16 protein-coding genes, 1 pseudogene and 1 riboswitch are annotated in these 18,372 nt (G+C 69.4%); of the genes and pseudogenes, 6 read left to right on the forward strand and 11 right to left on the reverse strand.

Features of this window, described 5'->3' with window-relative positions:
* Positions 1-39 precede the first annotated feature (39 nt).
* Both ACHMXA_RS03300 and ACHMXA_RS03305 read left to right on the forward strand, forming a co-directional pair.
* Positions 40-2,985, forward strand: a complete 2,946-nt coding sequence (locus ACHMXA_RS03300) for a DUF4132 domain-containing protein (RefSeq protein WP_395318442.1) — start codon at positions 40-42, stop codon at positions 2,983-2,985.
* A pseudogene (locus tag ACHMXA_RS03305) lies at positions 2,982-4,165 on the forward strand (MFS transporter). The gene ACHMXA_RS03300 and the pseudogene ACHMXA_RS03305 overlap by 4 nt, the downstream one beginning before the upstream one ends.
* On the opposite strand, the gene ACHMXA_RS03310 reads toward ACHMXA_RS03305, so the two are convergent.
* Positions 4,137-4,994 carry a lysophospholipase gene (locus tag ACHMXA_RS03310; RefSeq protein ID WP_395318444.1) on the reverse strand — a complete coding sequence of 286 codons (858 nt, stop codon included), beginning with the start codon at positions 4,992-4,994 and terminating at the stop codon, positions 4,137-4,139. The pseudogene ACHMXA_RS03305 and the gene ACHMXA_RS03310 sit on opposite strands and share 29 nt — an antisense overlap.
* A complete protein-coding gene (locus ACHMXA_RS03315; RefSeq protein ID WP_295984219.1) occupies positions 4,991-6,502 on the reverse strand; it encodes a M20 family metallopeptidase in 1,512 nt (503 codons plus the stop codon). The genes ACHMXA_RS03310 and ACHMXA_RS03315 overlap by 4 nt, the downstream gene beginning before the upstream one ends.
* Positions 6,503-6,597: 95 nt before the next feature.
* Between ACHMXA_RS03315 and ACHMXA_RS03320 the strand changes: the two genes are divergently transcribed.
* Positions 6,598-7,368 carry a DUF72 domain-containing protein gene (locus tag ACHMXA_RS03320; protein WP_176665372.1) on the forward strand — a complete coding sequence of 257 codons (771 nt, stop codon included), beginning with the start codon at positions 6,598-6,600 and terminating at the stop codon, positions 7,366-7,368.
* A 108-nt stretch (positions 7,369-7,476) separates the two neighbouring features.
* On the opposite strand, the gene ACHMXA_RS03325 is transcribed toward ACHMXA_RS03320, so the two are convergent.
* A complete protein-coding gene (locus ACHMXA_RS03325) occupies positions 7,477-8,001 on the reverse strand; it encodes a polymer-forming cytoskeletal protein (RefSeq protein ID WP_126020878.1) in 525 nt (174 codons plus the stop codon).
* Positions 8,002-8,158: 157 nt separating this feature from the next.
* On the opposite strand from ACHMXA_RS03325, the gene ACHMXA_RS03330 reads away from it, so the two are divergent.
* Positions 8,159-9,058: an ion transporter gene (locus tag ACHMXA_RS03330; RefSeq protein ID WP_395318447.1), complete on the forward strand. Its 900-nt coding sequence runs from the start codon at positions 8,159-8,161 to the stop codon at positions 9,056-9,058.
* Here ACHMXA_RS03330 and ACHMXA_RS03335 read toward each other — a convergent pair.
* The 4 genes from ACHMXA_RS03335 to ACHMXA_RS03350 form a co-directional block, all read right to left on the reverse strand.
* On the reverse strand, positions 9,003-9,590 hold the full coding sequence (locus ACHMXA_RS03335) for an IMPACT family protein (RefSeq protein WP_395318449.1): 588 nt from the start codon (positions 9,588-9,590) through the stop codon (positions 9,003-9,005). The two genes, ACHMXA_RS03330 and ACHMXA_RS03335, sit on opposite strands and share 56 nt — an antisense overlap.
* Positions 9,591-9,597: 7 nt before the next feature.
* Positions 9,598-10,188 carry a methionine biosynthesis protein MetW gene (metW, locus tag ACHMXA_RS03340; protein WP_395318451.1) on the reverse strand — a complete coding sequence of 197 codons (591 nt, stop codon included), beginning with the start codon at positions 10,186-10,188 and terminating at the stop codon, positions 9,598-9,600.
* Positions 10,185-11,348 (reverse strand): homoserine O-acetyltransferase, encoded by a 1,164-nt coding sequence (locus ACHMXA_RS03345; protein WP_176665376.1) that lies wholly within the window; start codon positions 11,346-11,348, stop codon positions 10,185-10,187. Before ACHMXA_RS03345 ends, metW begins: the two co-directional genes overlap by 4 nt.
* Positions 11,349-11,583: 235 nt before the next feature.
* The gene (locus ACHMXA_RS03350; RefSeq protein ID WP_395318454.1) at positions 11,584-12,147 is read right to left on the reverse strand and encodes a TMEM165/GDT1 family protein; all 564 of its coding nucleotides are present in this window, start codon (positions 12,145-12,147) and stop codon (positions 11,584-11,586) included.
* 18 nt (positions 12,148-12,165) lie between these two features.
* A riboswitch (yybP-ykoY riboswitch) is annotated at positions 12,166-12,343 on the reverse strand.
* Positions 12,344-12,615: 272 nt separating this feature from the next.
* On the opposite strand from ACHMXA_RS03350, the gene ACHMXA_RS03355 reads away from it, so the two are divergent.
* Positions 12,616-13,146 carry an RNA-binding protein gene (locus ACHMXA_RS03355; protein ID WP_176665378.1) on the forward strand — a complete coding sequence of 177 codons (531 nt, stop codon included), beginning with the start codon at positions 12,616-12,618 and terminating at the stop codon, positions 13,144-13,146.
* 87 nt (positions 13,147-13,233) lie between these two features.
* Here ACHMXA_RS03355 and ACHMXA_RS03360 read toward each other — a convergent pair whose 3' ends face one another.
* The 4 genes from ACHMXA_RS03360 to ACHMXA_RS03375 are packed head-to-tail and all read right to left on the reverse strand — an operon-like array spanning position 13,234 to position 16,242.
* Positions 13,234-14,019, reverse strand: a complete 786-nt coding sequence (locus tag ACHMXA_RS03360) for an SDR family oxidoreductase (RefSeq protein WP_176665379.1) — start codon at positions 14,017-14,019, stop codon at positions 13,234-13,236.
* A gap of 14 nt (positions 14,020-14,033) precedes the next feature.
* Entirely contained in the window at positions 14,034-14,696 is a 663-nt protein-coding gene (lptC, locus tag ACHMXA_RS03365) for an LPS export ABC transporter periplasmic protein LptC (protein WP_176665380.1), read from the reverse strand.
* On the reverse strand, positions 14,693-15,241 hold the full coding sequence (locus ACHMXA_RS03370) for an HAD family hydrolase (protein ID WP_176665381.1): 549 nt from the start codon (positions 15,239-15,241) through the stop codon (positions 14,693-14,695). The genes lptC and ACHMXA_RS03370 overlap by 4 nt, the downstream gene beginning before the upstream one ends.
* Positions 15,241-16,242: an SIS domain-containing protein gene (locus ACHMXA_RS03375; protein WP_395318457.1), complete on the reverse strand. Its 1,002-nt coding sequence runs from the start codon at positions 16,240-16,242 to the stop codon at positions 15,241-15,243. Before ACHMXA_RS03375 ends, ACHMXA_RS03370 begins: the two co-directional genes overlap by 1 nt.
* Before the next feature lie 104 nt (positions 16,243-16,346).
* Between ACHMXA_RS03375 and ACHMXA_RS03380 the strand changes: the two genes are divergently transcribed.
* Positions 16,347-18,332: a monovalent cation:proton antiporter-2 (CPA2) family protein gene (locus tag ACHMXA_RS03380; protein ID WP_395318459.1), complete on the forward strand. Its 1,986-nt coding sequence runs from the start codon at positions 16,347-16,349 to the stop codon at positions 18,330-18,332.
* Positions 18,333-18,372 lie beyond the last annotated feature (40 nt).

Here is an 18,372-nt window from a genome sequence, read left to right on the forward strand (position 1 = left end):
TGGCCGACAATCCCTGCGGCATCAACGGAGAGCAATGGCATGGCGGGCAGTCGCAAGTCGAAGGGGGAAGCACAGAAGAGCGAAGAGAAGAAGGAGGGCGGCCTCGACGCGCGGCCCGACGGCAAGGTGCGGTGGACCAAGAACATGCGCGAGGCGCTCGCGCGGTTCAACGACCGGCCCTGCGGCCAGTGCGGCGGCTCGCTTTCCGACGAGCGCAGCCTGGCCGACAGCCTCGACTTCTTCCGCCGCCACCGCTCCAGCTTCTATCCGCCGCGCGCCGCGCGGCTTCGAATGCTCGAGATGCACGGCGCCGCCGCAGCCGAACTGCTCTTCGAGCCCTCGCCGCACAAGGAAGCCGTCACCGACCTGCTGGCCATCCATGACGCGGAAGTGGTGCGCTTCTTCGTCGCGCAGGTCAAGCAGATCGACTGCAAGAACGCGCTGGTGAAGCAGGCCGCGCGCTGGCCGCTCTTCGTGCTGCGCGAGCTGCTGTCGGCAAACCCGGCGCGGCACCAGGCCGGCGCGGCGCTGATCCTGGAACTGCTCGCGGCGAACCCCGAGTGGCAGAAGCCCCTCGAAGCCTCCTGCGACGAAGCCCAGCGCAAGACGCTCGCGCGCCTGCAGGAAGACGGCTCCCCCGGAGTGGCCGACGCCCCCGCCGACGACTGGCCCGCGCTGCTGCGCCGACCGCCGTGGAAGAACCGGCAGGCGCTGCCCGTCATCCCGGTGCTGGCGCTGCAGCCGCTGCCTCCGACGGCCCGGCTCCATTGGGCCGACCTCGAGCCGCCGCAATACCTGCAGGCCACGGGCGACCTGTCCGACTGGCTGGCGCGCGAGGTGCGCGTCTCGCGCGATCGCTCGAACCAGTGGATGACCGAGTTCCCGCGCCACCAGCCCGATGCGCCCGATGCCATCCGCGAAGGCGGCAGCGTGCACAAGGCGCTGTGGATGCTGGGCCTGCGCCCCGAGCTCATCGACGACGTGGCCGCCGGGCGCCGCGAGATCGCCGGACCCGAGGACTTCGGCCCGCTGCCGGGCTCGCGCTGGGGCGTCGCCGAATACATCTGGCAGCTGCCCGCGCCGCTGGCGGTGGCGGCGTTCACGCACGGGCCGGCCGTCGATCACTTCATGGGCGACGTGGCGCGCGTGCGGCCCATCCTCCATGCCTTCGGCGCGGACGCGCTGCCGGGGCTGCCGCGCTTCCTCAAGCAGGGCTCGCGCGCGATGTTCGAGCTGGCCTCGGTCATCGAGTGGGACCCGCTCGCCGGCTGGATCGCCAAGGGCTTCCACACCAACCGTTGGGTGCGGCGCGAGGCGGCCGCATGGCTGGCGCGCTACCCCGAGACGGCCGCGCGCGGCCTGGTTCCCATCGCGCTGGGCGAGCCAGGCCCCGCGCACGAAGCGGCACAGGCCGCGCTGCGCTGGCTGCACGACAACGGCCATGCCGAGGCGGTGCGCGCCCAGGCGCAGGCCTACGGCGCCGAAGCCGCCGGCGCGGTGGCGCAGCTGCTGTCCATCGCGCCCGAGGACGTGCTGCCCGACAGCCTTCCCGCGGTACCGAAGACGCTGCCGCTGCCGACGCTGCCCCGGCTGATCCTCGCCAAGGACGGCCTCGCGCTGCCGCAGGCCACGGTACCCGACGTGCTGATGGCGATGATGCTCGGCAAGGCCGACGCGCCATACCCGGGGCTCGCCGGCCTGCTGGAGGCGATCACGCCCGACTCCCTCGCACGCTTCGGCCGCGCGCTGCTGGCCTGGTGGATCGGCAACGGCCGCCCGGCCAGGGAGCGCTGGATGTTCGCGCTGCAGGGCCGGCTCGGCGACGGCGAGACCGCGCGCCAGCTCTACGGCCTGCTGCGCCAGTGGCGGGCGGCGCTCGACCGCGTGCGCGCCTACGACGCGATGGCGATGCTCGGCGAGATCGGCAGCGACGCCGCGCTGATGCACCTGGCCGAACTCGCGCGCCAGACCCGCTACGACGACCTGCGCACCCGCGCCGACCGCATGCTCGGCGAGGTGGCCGAGCAGCGCGGCCTGAGCCTCGACCAGCTCGCCGACCGCACCGTGCCCGACCTCGGCCTCGATGTCCGCGCGCGCCTCGTGCTGGATTTCGGCCCGCGCAGCTTCGAGGTGCGCATGGACGACAGCTTCCAGCCCGTGGTGCACGATGCGAAGGGCAAGGCGCTCAAGACGCTGCCCAAGCCGGGCGCCAACGACGACGCAGGCAAGGCGGCCGCCGCAACGACCCAGCTCAAGGAACTGCGCAAGCTCGCGAAGACCGTCGCCACCACGCAGATCAGGCGGCTGGAGGCCGCGATGTGCGCGCAGCGCCGCTGGGGCCCCGACGAGTTCATGCCCTTCTTCGCCAACCATCCGGTGCTGCGCGTGTTCAGCCGGCCGCTGGTCTGGGGCCTGTTCGATGCCGCCGACAGGCTGCAGGGCACCTTCCGCGTCACCGCCGAAGGCGAGCTGGCCGACCTGCACGACGACCCGGTGAAGCTGGCGGAGAACGCCCGCATCGGCCTGCCGCATCCGCTGGACTTCGCGGCGCTCGGCACGTCGCTAGCGGCCGCCTGGGGCCAGGTGCTGGCCGACTACGAACTGCTGCAGCCCTTCGAGCAGCTGGCGCGCCAGTCCTTCGTGCTCGACGATGCGCTGCGCGCCGGCCGCGAGCTGCCGCAATGGGCCGGCCGCGCGGTGTCCAACGCCGCGCTCATGGGCCTGGAGACGCGCGGCTGGGTGCGCGAGATCGGCGACGGTGGCATGGTCAACGCCTTCAACAAGGGCGTGCCCGGCGAAGGCCAGGTCCGCCTGCAGCTGGAAGAAGGCTGGTTCGTGCAGGACAGCCCCGATGGCAAGGCGCTTCAGACCGTGCTCGGCGTGGCGCTCACCGGCACCGAACGCACGCTGGGCGACCTGCCCGCCATCGCCTTCAGCGAGATCGAGCGCGACCTGCAGCGCGCCATACGGGAGACAGCGCCATGAACCGCAACCTGTGGCTGCTCGCCATCTGCCAGGGCCTGCTGCTGACGAACAACGTCACCTTCATCGCCATCAACGGCCTGGTGGGCCTGGCGATCGCGCCGCGCGGCTGGATGGCGACGCTGCCGGTGATGAGCTACGTGATCGGCGGCGCGCTCTCCACCGGGCTGGTGGCGCGCACGCAGCAGCGCTTCGGCCGGCGCGGCTCGTTCCAGACCGGGCTGGCGGTGGCGCTGGTGTCGGCGCTGCTGTGCTGCTTCGCCGCGGTCACCCGTAACTTCTGGCTGCTGTGCTTCGCCACCGTCGTCACGGGCTACTACAACGCCAACGCGGGGCTCTACCGCTTCGCCGCGGCCGAACTGGCGGCGCCGGAATGGCGCGAGAAGGCGGTGTCGATGGTTATGGCCGGCGGACTCATCGGCGCCGTGGCCGGGCCCAACCTCGCCAAGGCCACGCGCGAGGCCTTTGCCGTGCCCTTCGCCGGCGCCTACATCGCGCTGGCCGCGGTGGCGCTGCTGTCGATGGCGGTGATGCACTTCATCGAATTCCCGCCGGCGCCCACGCGCAAGGAATCGGGCGGCGGGCGCTCGCTGGCGGAGATTGCGCGCCAGCCGGTGTTCATCGTGGCGGCCGCGGCCGGCGCGCTGGGCTACGGCGTGATGAACCTGCTGATGGCCGCGACGCCCATCGCGATGCAGATCTGCAGCCTGCCGTTCTCCGACGCCGCGCTGGTGCTCGAATGGCACGTCATCGGCATGTTCGCGCCGGGCTTCTTCACCGGCCACCTGATCCGCCGCTTCGGCGTGCTGCCGGTGATGGGCGTGGGGCTGCTGCTGAACCTCGGCTGCATCGCCGTCGCGCTCTCGGGCGTGGAGCTGCATCACTTCATCGTGTCGCTGTTCCTGCTGGGCGTGGGCTGGAATTTCCTGTTCACCGGCAGCACCACGCTTTCGCTCACGGCCTACGCGCCGGAGGAGCGCGACCGCGCGCAGGGCGCGCTCAACTTCTGCGTGTTCGCCACGCTGGCGCTGACCTCGTTCGCCTCGGGCGTGCTGGTGACCACGCAGGGCTGGGGCTGCTGAACTTCGGCTCGCTGGTGCCGGTGGTGCTGACCGGCGCGGCGCTGCTCTGGCTGGCGCGCCGCAGGCGCGCCCTCAGGCCAGCGGCGGAAAGCGCCGGTTGAGCCAGCGCTGCAGGGCTTCGAAGACCGGATCGGCTTCGAGCTCGTTGAAGATCTCGTGGTACAGCGCGTCGAAGCAGTGCGCCTCGACCTTGCCGCTGGCCGCCGCCGCCGAGGCGAAGGCCCGGCTCGCGTCGGGCCGCACGAGGCGGTCGTCGCCCGCGTAGAGCAGCAGCGTCGGCACGGGCCAGTTCGCGGCCTGCCGCAGCACGTTCTCGCCTTCGTACGCGAGGAAGCGCGCCAGGCGCCCGCCGATGCGGTCGTGCGTGAGCGGATCGTCTCGGTAGGCCTGCACCACGGCCGCATCGTGCGAGAGGTAGTTGTCGTCGAGGCCGTTGCCCACGCGAAGGTCGGGCGCGAGGCGCGGCAGCACCGCGAGCAGCAGCTTCTGGAAACCGCTCAGGCCGGGATCGAGCCCCGGTGAGGACAGCACCGCGGCGTTGACGTGCCGCACGCCGCGCGCAACCAGGCTCGCCACGACAAGCCCGCCCAGGCTGTGGCCCAGCAGCACCACCGGCAGACCTGGGTTCTCTCGGCGCGCGTCGTCGATGACGAGCGCGAGGTCGTCCACCAGTCGCAGTTCGCTCGGCAGGCCGCCGCGCGGGCCGCTGGATTCGCCGTGCCCGTAGTGGTCGTGCGCCCATACCGCGAAGCCCCATTCGTGCAGGCATTCGGCCAGCCCGTGGTAGCGGCCGGCGTGCTCGCCGAGCCCGTGGACCACGACGACCACGGCACGCGCCGGCCCGGGCGCCGGCAGCCGGCGCAGTGCGAGCGTTTCGCCGTCGGGCGTGGACAGCGACACGCGCTGCGGCAGAGGCAGCGCCTCGCTCAAGCGGCCACCGGCTCCGATGCTGCTGCGCGGTGCGCGGCCGGCAATGCGGCGATCACTTCGGCCACGGCGGCGGTGAGCTTCTTGGCATAGGGCACGTGCAGGAACTCGTTGGGACCGTGCGCGTTGCTCTTGGGGCCGAGCACGCCGCAGACCATCATCTGCGCCTTCGGGAAGCCGGCGCTGAGCATGTTCATCAGCGGGATCGTGCCGCCCTGGCCGATGTAGCCGCAGGAAGCGCCGAAGTGCGCCTTCGAGGCCTTGTTGAGCGCGTCCTCGAACCACGGCGTGATGGTGGGCGCGTTCCAGCCGGTGGCGCCGCCGTTGCTCTCGAAGGTCACGCGGGCCTGGTAGGGCGCGTTGTCCTCCAGCAGCGTCTTGAGGTTCTGCACGGCCTCGGCCGCGTCGACCAGCGGCGGCAGGCGCAGCGACAGCTTGAAGGCGGTGTAGGGGCGCAGCACGTTGCCCGCATCCTTCAGCGCCGGGAAGCCCTCGGCGCCGGTCACCGAGAGCGTGGGCTTCCAGGTGCGGTTGAGCAGGGCCTCGACCGGGTCGGTGGTGGTGGGCAGCGCGAACACAGTGGAGCCGCCGCAGTCGTAGTGCGCCCACGGGAAGCGCTTGTAGACCTCCTCGCCGAGGATCGCGGCGGTGGCCTTGGCCTGCGCGAGGCGGTCGGCCGGCACTTCGCAGTGGAAGCTCGCGGGCAGCAGGCGGCCGGTGGCGCTGTCTTCGAGGCGGTCGAGCACCTGCCGCATGATGCGGAAGCTCGAGGGCACGAGCCCCGAGGCGTCGCCCGAGTGGATGCCTTCGGTCAGCACCTCGACCTTGAGCGTGCCGCTGGCCATGCCGCGCAGCGAGGTGGTGAGCCACAGCTGGTCGTAGTTGCCGGCGCCGGAGTCGAGGCAGATCACGAGCTCGACGTTGCCCAGGCGCGGGCGCAGCGCGTCGACGTAGGGCAGCAGGTCATAGGAGCCGCTTTCCTCGCAGGTCTCGATCAGGCCGACGATGCGCGGGTGCGCCGCGCCCTGGTTCTTGAGCGCCTGCAGCGCGGCGATGCTGGCGTACACCGCGTAGCCGTCGTCGGCGCCGCCGCGGCCGTAGAGCAGGCCGTTCTCGTACTTGGGCGTCCAGGGACCGAGGTCGTTGCGCCAGCCGGTGAACTCGGGCTGCTTGTCGAGGTGGCCGTACATCAGCACGGTCTCGCCCATGTCGGTGCCGGTGGCCGGCACTTCGAAGAACAGCACCGGGGTGCGGCCCTCCAGGCGCACGATCTCCAGCTTCAGGCCTTCCACCTTCTGCGCCTCGACCCACGCGGCGGCGTTGCGCAGCACGGTCTCGAGATAGCCGTTGGCCGACCAGTCCTTGTCGAAGCCGGGCGACTTGGCCGGGATGCCGATGTAGTCGGTGAGTTGCTTGACGATGTCGCCGTCCCATTGGGCGGTGACGTCGGACAGGGCACGCTCGGCGTCGAGCGTGCCGGCGGGCATTTCGCGGTGCAGGGGGGCGTTCATCGTTGGGTTCTCCGCGGGTGACGAAAGAAAGGACGCATTTTGCGCCTTGGAACAACCGCGCGTAGAGTGCGGGCGATCTCAACCCGGAGGGCCACGTGAGCAAGGCAAACATCAAGGTGGGCATCGGCGGCTGGACCTACGAGCCCTGGCGCGACAACTTCTACCCGAAGGGGCTCGCGCACGCGAAAGAGTTGAACTACGCGAGCCGCAAGGTCAGCGCCATCGAGATCAACGGCACCTACTACAGCACCTTCAAGCCCGAGACCTTCCGCAAGTGGCACGACGACACGCCCGACGACTTCATCTTCTCGATGAAGGCCTCGCGCTTCGCGACCAACCGCAAGCTGCTCTCCGGCGCGGGCGATTCCATCAAGCGCTTCATCGACAGCGGCGTGGCCGAGTTGGGCGACAAGCTCGGGCCGATCGTGTGGCAGTTCATGCCGACCAAGCAGTTCGACGCGGAAGACTTCGAGGCCTTTCTCGCGCTGCTGCCGAAGAAGGAGGGCAGCCGGGTGCTGCGGCACGTGATGGACGTGCGGCACGAGAGCTTCATCGTGCCCGCCTACAAGGCGCTCGCGAAGAAGTACAAGGTGTCGACGGTGTTCACCGACGCCGACAAGTTTCCGTCCTTCGAGGAACCCGAAGGCGACATCGCCTATGCGCGGCTGATGATGGCCGACGCCAAGCTGAAGACGGGTTATGCGCCGAAGGCGCTCGATACGTGGGCCGGGCGCGCGCAGGGCTGGGCCGTGTCGCCGAAGAAGCGCGACGTGTTCGTCTACTTCATCAACGGCGCGAAGGAAAAGGCACCGGCGGCTGCCGGTGCCTTGCTGGAGCGTCTTGGCTGGACCGCACCTACCGCGTGAAAGACGCCTGCGGGCGCCGCCGGGCCGCTCCCAAGGCGGCCCGCGCCTCCCCCTCGGGGGGTGGAGTTACACGCAGCGAAGCGGAGTGAAAAGCCGGGGGGGCCTGTTTCAGGCAGCTGCCTGCAGCGAGGGCTTCGCGGCGCCGAAGCTGATCTCGCCGGAGATCTGGCCGCCTTCCTCGATCACGATCTTGCCGTAGCGGATCTTGCCCGTGACCTTGCCGGTCGAGTGGATGACGAGCTTCTCGCGCACGGTGAGGCTGCCGTCGAACACGCCGCGGATCTCGGCGATGTCGATCTCGGCGGAGCCCTTGAACGCGCCCTGCTCGGCGATCTGCATCAGGCGCGAGTCCATGGTGGCTTCGACCAGGCCTTCGACCACGAGCGTGTCGCAATCGGTGATCTCCACGCCCTTGAGCTTGATGTTGGGGCCGACGGTGAGCTTGCTGCCGCCTTCCTTCGCGACGGGCGCGGCCGCTGCCGCATTCAGGCCGCCTTGCTGTGCGGTGAGCGACGAGGGATTGACGGGGGTTCCGGAGAGGTTGGTGCCCGAACCGACGAGCGGCGCGGGGCGCGATGTCAACGAATCGGTGTCACGATCACGCTTGCCGAAGAAGGGGGACTGTGTAGCCAAAGGGGAGCTCCTCAAGAAAGGGGACTATCGTAAGAACGCACTCACGGCCTGCGGCACTTCATTGCGCAATAAGCGTAACTGAATAAGTCGATCGCGCACATGACAATGTGGCGCCATGAGCCCTTCAAACGCCGAACGGAACGCCGCATCGCGCGCAATGTCATCCACCACCGACTCGCGCTTCGACAAGCCCGCGCACGGCTGGCGGCGCACGCTCTTCACCGTGATCTTCGAGGCCGACACCCGCGCCGGCCTGATGTTCGACCTGGCGCTGATCGCGGTGATCGTGGCCAGCGTGCTCGTGGTGATCCTCGACAGCGTGCAGTCCATCCGCGAGCAGTGGCGCTCGGTGTTCAACGTGCTCGAATGGGTGTTCACTGCGCTCTTCACGCTGGAGTACATCGCGCGGCTCAGTTGCGTGAACAAGCCGCTGCGCTACGCGCTGAGCTTCTATGGCGTGATCGACCTGCTCGCGCTGCTGCCGACCTTCCTCGTGGTCTTCGCGCCCGAGATGGGGCTGAGCTACCTGATTGACGTGCGCATCCTGCGGCTGCTGCGCGTGTTCCGCATCTTCAAACTATCGCGCTACTCGGTCGAGTACCGCGCGCTGGTGTCGGCGGTGGCGGCGAGCCGCCGGAAGATCACCGTGTTCGTGGGCTTCGTGATGCTGGTGGTGCTGGTGATGGGCACGCTGATGTACGTGGTCGAGGGGCCGCCGCACGGCTTCACGAGCATTCCGGTGGCGGTCTACTGGGCCATCTCGACGATGACCACCGTGGGCTTCGGCGACCTCGTGCCCAAGACCGACCTCGGCCGCGCGATCGCCTCGGTGATGATGCTGGTGGGCTGGGGCGTGCTCGCGGTGCCGACCGGCATCGTGACCGCCGAGATGGCGCGGCGCGGGAGCGACGACGAACCGGCCGCGTTGCCGGTGGCGCAGCGCGGCGTTCTCTCGATGGTCGAACCGGCACCCACAGTCCCGGCAGTACCGGCGAAGAGGCTCACTCCCGCCGCCAGACGACGCGCCCTTGCGCAGCATCGCCGAGGCGCGCGATGAAGGCGTCGGCATCCGGCTCGGGCAGCGAGAAGGCGAAGGCCACGTCGTCACCGTGCTGCACGGCCTCGAGCACCGCGCCGGCGGCCGAGAGCTCGCGCCGCACCAGTCCTTCGAGCGCGTAGGGCACGGAGCAGCGCAGGCTGCGCTGGCGCAGCAGCGGCACCAGCGTGGCGCCGAGCAGGGCCTGCGCAATCGCATCGGTGTAGGCCCGCACGAGGCCGCCCGCGCCCAGCTTCACGCCGCCGAAGTAGCGCACCACGGTCGCGAGCGCGCCTTCGACCTGCTGGTGGCGCAGCACTTCCAGCATCGGCCGCCCTGCCGTGCCGCCGGGCTCGCCGTCGTCGTTCGCGGCCGACTGCCCGCCCGCCATGAGTGCCCAGCACACGTGCGCCGCCGCGGGATGCTCGGCGCGCAGCGAGGCGACCACCGCCAGTGCCGCCGCGCGATCGGCCACCGGCTGCACACAGCCGATGAAGCGGCTCTTCTTGATGACGAGCTCGCTGTGGACCGGCTGTGCGAGCGTGAAGCTCATTGCGCCGTCAACCGCCGCCGCGCTCGAACTTGAACACCGCCGTGCTGGCGCGCGCGTTGGGCAGCCAGCGCACATCGCGGCCGTTTTGCAGGCCAAAGGCGTCGAGGATGCGCAGGTTGTTCTTGCCGGCCAGCACCTCGAAGTCCTTGAAGGTGCCCACGCGGATGTTGGGCGTGTCGTACCACTGGTAGGGCAGGCGGCGCGTGACGGGCATGCGCCCGCGCGCCACGCTCAGGCGGTTGGGCCAGTGCGCGAAATTGGGGAAGGCGACGATGCCGATGCGCCCCACGCGCGCGGTCTCGCGCAGCATGACCTCGGCGTTGCGCAGGTGCTGCAGCGTATCGATCTGCAGCACCACGTCGAAGGAGGCGTCGTCGAACATCGCGAGGCCTTCGTCGAGGTTGAGCTGGATCACGTCGACGCCGCGGCGGATGCACTGCAGCACGTTGCCATCGGCGATCTCCACGCCGTAGCCGGTGCAGCCGCGCTCGCGCTGAAGCAGGTCGAGCAGGGCGCCGTCGCCGCAGCCGAGGTCGAGCACGCGGGCCCCCTTGGGCACGAGCTCCGCGATCAGGCGTTGATGTTCGAGGTCGCTCATTGCTGGAACTCCTTGGCGACGCGCTCGAAGTAGGAGCGCACCACGCCCATGTAGCGCACGTCGTCGAGCAGGAAGGCGTCGTGGCCGTGCGGCGCGTCGATCTCGGCGTAGCTCACGTTGCGGCTGTTGTCGAGCAGCGCCTTGACGATCTCGCGGCTGCGCGCGGGGGAGAAGCGCCAGTCGGTCTTGAAGCTCACGAGCAGGAACTTGGCGCGCGCCTGGGCCAGCGCGGCGCTGAGCTTGCCGCCGTGGTTGCGCGCGGGGTCGAAGTAGTCGAGCGCGCGGGTGATGAGCAGGTAGGTGTTGGCGTCGAAGTACTCGCTGAACTTGTCGCCCTGGTAGCGCAGGTAGCTCTCGATCTGGAACTCGACGTCCTGGGTGGAATAGCGATAGTCCGCGCCCGCCACTTCGCCTTCCACCGCGCTGCGCAGGATGCGGCCGAACTTGGCGTTCATCACGTCGTCGCTGAGGTAGGTGATGTGGCCGATCATCCGCGCGATGCGCAGGCCGCGCTTAGGCACCACGCCGTGCTCGTAGAAGTGGCCGCCGTGGAAATCGGGGTCGGTCACGATGGCGCGGCGCGCCACCTCGTTGAAGGCGATGTTCTCGGCCGTGAGGTTGGGCGCGCTGGCCACCACCACGGCGTGGCGCACGCGCTCGGGGTACTGCAGCGTCCACGACAGCGCCTGCATGCCGCCGAGGCTGCCGCCCATGACGGCCGCGAGCGTCTCGATGCCGAGCGCGTCGAGCAGTGCGGCCTGGGCGTCGACCCAGTCCTCGACCGTCACCACGGGGAAGTCGGCACCGTAGACGCGGTCGGTGGCGGGGTTGACGTGCATCGGGCCGGTCGAGCCGAAGCACGAGCCGAGGTTGTTGACGCCGATCACGAAGAAGCGGTCGGTGTCCACCGGCTTGCCCGGACCCACCATGTTGTCCCACCAGCCCTCGGAGCGGGCCTGGCCCTGGTAGACGCCCGCCACGTGGTGCGAGGCGTTGAGCGCATGGCACACGAGCACCGCGTTGCTGCGATCGGCGTTCAGGGTGCCGTAGGTTTCGTAGGCGAGCGTGTAGTCGCTGATCGATGCGCCGCTGCGCAGGGCCAGCGGGCCTGCGAACTGCATCGACTGCGGAGTGACGACCAGAGGTGGTGACGACGACATGAATGAAAAACCCGGCCTCGCCAAAAACGAGCCGGGTCTGCCGCGCCTGTCTTTAGCTGAATTTATAGAGCGCCCGCAAGCTGAAGCAAATCGGCGCAGAGGGAGTATATCCCCCAGGCTTCGCGCACTGCGTGTCGCTTCGCCAACCCCCTTGGGAAGGGGGCAACACCGGCGGCCCGGCGGAGCCGGTTCCGCGGTGTTCCTGGAAAGGGGCGAAAGGGGTCGGGGGTTTCTCTTATATGCCGACGATCATGAGGACGCCGAGCACCAGGAAGATCGCGGCCGAGACACCGTGCACCAGCTTGATCGGCACGCGCCGCACGATCTTCTCGCCGAGCCACACCACGGGCGCGTTGGCCAGCATCATGCCCAGCGTGGTGCCCATGACCACCCAGATGTAGTCGTGCGTGAAGCGGGCGGCGAGCATGACGGTGGCGATCTGGGTCTTGTCGCCCATCTCGGCGAGGAAGAAGGCGACGACCGTGGTGCCGAAGACGCCGAACTTCGATGCGCCGGGGGCATCGTCGTCGTCGAGCTTGTCGGGAATCAGCATCCAGACGGCCATCGCGATGAACGAGCCGCCCAGGATCCAGCGCAGCACCTCGGGCCCGAGCCAGCGCGTGAGGTAGTTGCCGACCGCGCCCGCGAGCGCGTGGTTGATGACGGTGGCGGCGAAGATGCCGAGGACGATCGGCCAGGGTTTCCTGAAGCGCGCGGCCAGGAGAAGGGCCAGGAGCTGGGTCTTGTCGCCCATTTCCGCGAGCGCGACGACGCCCGTTGCTACGAGAAAAGCTTCCATGATGAACGTGGGGTTCCTTGGGCCGAAGGACGCAATTGACCGTGCAACACCTTCGGCCATATTCCCGAAGTTGCACGGTCAAAGGTCTCGCCAGGTGTGTTCACTGCACGCGCCATATCCTGGTGGGACAGGACAAGTCTGTTGACGCGGGCCCTTCTCGCAGATCGGAAGGCGGCTACTCCCCAATGACGGGCAGAATTCTACATCGGCGCACGGATGTAGGGCGAAGGACCTCGCCCGATCGCGCAAGTAGGCGCTAGCTTTCGAATAGTTTTGACAGGTGCTACCTCAGGAAGCAAATTCCCGCTTGCAATTCGGATATTTCACCCATAATGCACGAGCCTCCCTCTTCAATTTGGTCGGGAGGCAGTTCGGTGATCGGTCAGTTTCGCGCGACTCGACGCTCTCGTTTGAGTGATGCTTTCGGGACTCCATCGCTTTTCTTGATGTGTTTATAGGAGTCCCTTGATGGGCAACAAACTGTACGTCGGCAACCTGCCTTACTCGGTGCGCGACGGAGATCTCGAACAGGCCTTCGGGCAGTTCGGCGCCGTGACCAGCGCCAAGGTCATGATGGAACGCGACACCGGCCGCTCGAAGGGCTTCGGCTTCGTCGAGATGGGCAGCGACGCGGAAGCACAGGCTGCAATCAACGGCATGAACGGCCAGCCCCTGGGTGGCCGCAGCGTCGTCGTCAACGAAGCACGCCCGATGGAAGCACGTCCCCCGCGCAGCGGTGGTGGCGGCTACGGCGGCGGCGGTGGTGGTTATGGCGGCGGTGGTGGCGGTGGCTACGGCGGCGGCGGTGGTGGCGGCTACGGTGGTGGCGGTCGCTCCGGCGGTGGTGGTGGCTACGGCGGCGGTGGCCGCAGTGGTGGCGGCGGCGGTGGTGGCGATGGCGGTTTCCGCAGCCCCTACGGCGCTGGTCCCCGTGGCGGCGGCGGTGGCCGTTCGGGCGGTGGCGGCGGTGGTTACGGCGGCGGCAACAGCGGCTACTGAACCCTGCACACTCCAGAAAAGCACATATAGAAAAAGGCTCCTTCGGGAGCTTTTTCATTGATTGGTCGATCCAGCCGCAGCCGGCGCTCAGGCTTCGCCGCTTCGCTTCTTGCGTTCGCGCCCCTGCACGGCCCGGTCGAGCACGGCGTTGGGAAGCATGCGCATGATCTTCGCGACCACGCCCATCTGCCAGGGAATCACGCGATAGCTGGTGCCGGCCTCGATGGCGCGCAGCGCCTGGGCGGCGAAGTCCTCCGCCTTCATGAGAAAGGGCATGCCGTAGCGGTTGCCCTGCGTGAGCGGCGTGTCGATATAGCCCGGGCAGAGGGTGACGACCTTGACGCCGCTGTTGTGCAGTTCGCCACGCAGGCTCTCGCAGTACGCCACCACGCCGGCCTTGCTCGCGCAATAGGCGCCGTGCCCCGGCAGCCCGCGGATCGAAGCCACGCTGCCGATGCCCACCAGCCGCCCGCTGCCGCGCCGGACCATCGCCGACACGAAGGGATGGAAGGTGGCCATCAGGCCCACGTTGTTGGTCGCGAAGGTGCGCGCCATCACGTCGATGTCCTCGCGCTCGGCGGTATCGATGCCCACGCTGATGCCGGCGTTGGCGATCACCACGTCGGGCAGCCCCTGCTGCTCGATGCAGGCCTTGCCGGCGGCGACGATGCTGTCGGTCTGCGCCACGTCCGCGCCGTAGACGCGCCAGCGGTCGGCGCCCAGCTGGCGGGCGCTCGCCCACGATTCGATCTCCTGCGTGCGCCGCGCGACCAGCGCCAGCCGGTAGCCCGCGTCGTGGAAGCTGGCGGCCAGGGCCTGGCCGATGCCGCTGGAGGCGCCGGTGATGAAGACGAGCGGAGAAGTGTTTGCCATGCCGAGATGCCCGTTCAGCGCTTCTTCGCCGGCGCGGGAGCAGCCGCTGCCGCCGACGGAATCAGCACGCCGCGCACCCGGCCGTTGAGGTTGGCCACGCCACTCAGGTTGTCGTAGTCGAGCGTGTCGCCAGTGAACTGGTCGGTGCCGCGGATGAGCGTGACCGGCTTGTTCGACGTGACGCGCTCGGTGTCGACGTAGGCGTGCAGGAAGTCGCCGCGGAATTCGAGGCGCGGCGTGGGCTTGCCGTTCGGCGCCACGGAAGGATCGCGAATGACGATCGCGTTGCCGAACAGCTGCACTTCGCTGCCGTCGGAATTCGACAGCCCGCGGTCGGCGGTGCCGCGCGTCACGAGCCCCTCGGGCGACACCGAACGCATGCGCACCTTGTCGATCTCGATGGTGTCGGTGTCGGGGTAGTGCCGGCCCTCGACGCCGTGCAGCTCGCTGCGCAGATCGCCGTTGGGCAGGAAGTTCTTGATGACGAAGTCGCGCATGAAGTAGTCGGGCTCGTGCGTGGGCGCGACCTTGGGTGCGGGCTCCAGCAGCTTGGGCGCGTTGCGCACCAGCCAGTAGGTGCCGAGCGCGACGGCGGCCGTCAGGATGATCGGCAGGTAGATGGTGGCGCGGTCGAGACCGTCGCGTAGCGTGTTCCATGCGCGTTTCATGCCGCTCATGCGCCCGGTCCCTTCGCAGCGTCGAGCATGACGCGGTATTGGCCGCAGGCCGTGAGCAGCAGGTCGCAGAACTCGCGCGCCGCGCCTTCGCCGCCGCGCGCCTTGGTCACGTAGCGCGCAATGCCGCGCACTTCCGCGTGGGCATTGGCCGGCGCCGCCGGGAAGCCCACGCGCAGGAGCACCGGCAGGTCGGGCCAGTCGTCGCCGATGGCCGCGGCCTGCGCCCAGCCGAAGCCGAGCTGGTCGAGCATGGCCTGTGCGGCGGGGAGCTTGTCTTCGGTGCCATAGCGCACGTGCTCGATGCCCAGCGCCTCCAGGCGCACGCGCAGCGGCTTGGAGTCGCGCCCGGTGATCACCGCCGGCACGATGCCCGCCTTGCGCAGCAGCTTCAGGCCGTAGCCGTCGAGGATGCTGAAGCGCTTGAGCGTCTCGCCGTGCTCGGTGAAGTACACGCCGCCATCGGTCAGGACGCCGTCGATGTCGAAGAAGACGATGCGCACGTCCTGCGCGGCGAGCAATGTCTCGGCCTGGAACTCGAGCGGCATCAGATGACCTTCGCGCGCATCAGGTCGTTGGTGTTGATGGCGCCGACGACCACCCCCGTGCCGTCGATCACGAACAGCCGCGTGATGCCGCACTGCTCCATGAGCTCGGCCGCCTCCACCGCCAGCGCGTCGACGCGGATGGTGCGCGGGTTGTGGTGCATCACCTCGGCCGCCTTCGGACTGCGCAGGTCGGCGCCGGCCTCGATCAGGCGGCGCAGGTCGCCGTCGGTGAAGATGCCGAGCGCGCGGCCGTCGGGCGCGACCACCGCCGCAGCGCCGAAGCCCTTGTTGCTCATGGCGCGCATCAGCTCGCCGATGCCGGCGTCGGGCGTCACGCGCGGCACGTCTTCGTCCGAGCGCATGACGTCGCTCACATGGGTGAGCAGCTTGCGCCCGAGCGCGCCGCCCGGGTGCGAGCGCGCGAAGTCTTCCGAGCCGAAGCCGCGCGCGTCGAGCAGCGCCACGGCCAGCGCATCGCCCATCGCCATCTGGGCGGTGGTGCTGGCGGTGGGGGCGAGGTTGAGCGGGCAGGCTTCCTTGGACACGCCCGCGTCGATCACGATGTCGGCGTGGCGGGCGAGGGTGGATTCGGGGCGGCCGGTCATGGCGATCAGGGGCACGCCCTGGCGCTTGACGACCGGCAGGATGACGGTGAGCTCGTCGACCTCGCCGCTGTTGGAGATGGCGAGCACCAGGTCGACCGCCTTGATCATGCCGAGGTCGCCGTGGCTGGCCTCGGCCGGATGCACGAACATCGCGGGCGTACCGGTGGAGGCGAGGGTGGCGGCGATCTTGCGGCCGACGTGCCCGCTCTTGCCCATGCCCATCACGACCACGCGGCCGCGCACCTCGAGGATCTTGCGCACGGCCTCGACGAAGCTGGGGCCGACGCGGTTCTTCAGGCCGGAGACGGCTTCGGCTTCGATGTCGAAGGTGAGGCGTGCCCGAGCGAGGATGGCTTCGGGATCGACCACGGGGGCCGGGGCGGGACGGGAGCTCATCGCCGGATTTTACGGGCCCGCGGCTTGCCCCCGCGGCTCCCGGGGCGCCTCCGGGTGTCCTCCCTGAGGCGCCGCGCATGGCTCTTGCTCTAGCATCGGCGCCTATGTCTTCGTTCGATCTCACGCTGTTGTACTTGCTGGCCGCGGTGATCGGCGTGGTGGCGTGCCGCTCCCTCAAGCTGCCGCCGATGCTCGGCTACCTCTCGGCCGGCGTGCTGATCGGGCCGCATGCCTTCGCGCTGGCCCAGAACACCGAGGGCATCCAGCACCTGGGCGAGTTCGGCGTGGTGTTCCTGATGTTCGTGATCGGGCTGGAGTTCAGCCTGCCCAAGCTGCGCGCAATGCGAAAGCACGTGTTCGGCCTGGGCATGCTGCAGGTGCTGCTGACCATGGCCCTCGCCACCGTCGGCGCGCTGCTGATGGCACGGATGCTGCCGCCGGCATGGCACCTGGGCTGGCAGACGGCGCTGGCGCTGTCGGGCGCGCTCACCATGAGCAGCACGGCCATCGTGGTCAAGCTGATGGCCGAGCGGCTCGAACTGGAGAGCGAGCACGGCAAGCGCGTGATGGGCGTGCTGCTGTTCCAGGACCTGGCGGTGGTGCCGCTGCTGGTGCTGATCCCCGCCCTGGGCGCGCCGCCCGAGGCACTGGCCAAGGCGCTGGGCCTGGCGCTGCTGAAGGCGAGCTTCCTGATCGGCGTGCTGCTGTACGGCGGCCCGCGCGTGATGCGCTGGTGGCTCACGCTGGTGGCGCGGCGGCGCAGCGAGGAGCTGTTCATCCTGAACGTGCTGCTGATCACGCTGGGGCTTGCCTGGCTCACCGAGCTGGCCGGCCTGAGCCTGGCGCTTGGCGCCTTCATCGCGGGCATGCTGGTGTCGGAGACCGAATACAAGCACCAGGTCGAGACCGACATCCGCCCCTTCCACGACGTGCTGCTCGGGCTGTTCTTCATCACCGTGGGCATGTCGCTCGACTGGCACATCGTGGTCGAGCGCTGGCTGCTGGTGGGCGTGCTGCTGCTGGTGCCGCTGGCCTTCAAGCTGGGGCTGGTGACGGTGCTGGCGAAGGTGCTGGGCGCCACTTCGGGCGTGTCGCTGCGCACCGGCCTCTACCTGGCGCAGGCCGGCGAGTTCGGCTTCGTACTGCTGACGCTGGCGCAGGAGCGCAGCCTGCTGCCGCCGTGGCTGGCCAACCCGGTGCTGGCGTCGATGGTGCTGTCGATGCTGGCAACGCCCTTCATCATCATGTACAGCAACGCCATCGTGCGAAAGCTCGTGGCCAGCGACTGGCTGCAGCAGTCGCTGCAGATGACGACCATCGCGCGCAAGACCATCAACACGGCGCAGCACGTGATCATCTGCGGCTACGGGCGCTGCGGCCAGAACCTGGCGCGCATCCTGGAGCGCGAGGGCATCCCGTACATGGCGCTCGACCTCGACCCCGACCGCGTGCGCCAGGCCGCCGCCGCCGGCGACTCGGTGGTGTTCGGCGACGCGGCGCGGCTGCAGGCGCTGATGGCCGCGGGCCTGGCGCGGGCCAGCGCGGTGGTCGTGACCTACCTCGACGTGCCCGGCGCGATGAAGGTGCTCGCCAACACGCGCGCCCATGCGCCGCACGTGCCGGTGATCGTGCGCACGCAGGACGACCACGACCTCGAGAAGCTGCAGGCCGCCGGCGCGACGGAGGTGGTGCCCGAGGCCATCGAGGGTTCGCTGATGCTCGCGAGCCATGCACTGGCGCTGGTCGGCGTGCCGATGCGGCGCGTGATCCGCGTGGTGCAGGACCAGCGCGACGCCCGCTACAACCTGCTGCGCGGCTACTTCCACGGCGCCGACGACGACAACGCCGACGAGATCGACCACGAGCGGCTCAACAGCTTCACGCTCGACGCTCGCGCGAGGGCGGTCGGCCAGACGCTGGAGCGGCTGGCGCTGCACACGCTGGGCGTGCGCGTCGCCAGCCTGCGCCGGCAGGACGGCCAGCCGCGCGCGCTGGCCGACGACACGGTGCTGTCGGACGGCGACACGCTGGTGCTGTCGGGCAAGCCGGCCGCCCTGGCGATGGCGGTCGAGCGGCTGCAGAAGGGCTGATCGGGGAGCGGGCGGGCGGGCGCTCTCGCGCCTGTCCCCC

Origin of the sequence: Variovorax sp. UC74_104 (genome assembly GCF_044055375.1) — a bacterium.
Lineage (GTDB): Bacteria > Pseudomonadota > Gammaproteobacteria > Burkholderiales > Burkholderiaceae_C > Variovorax.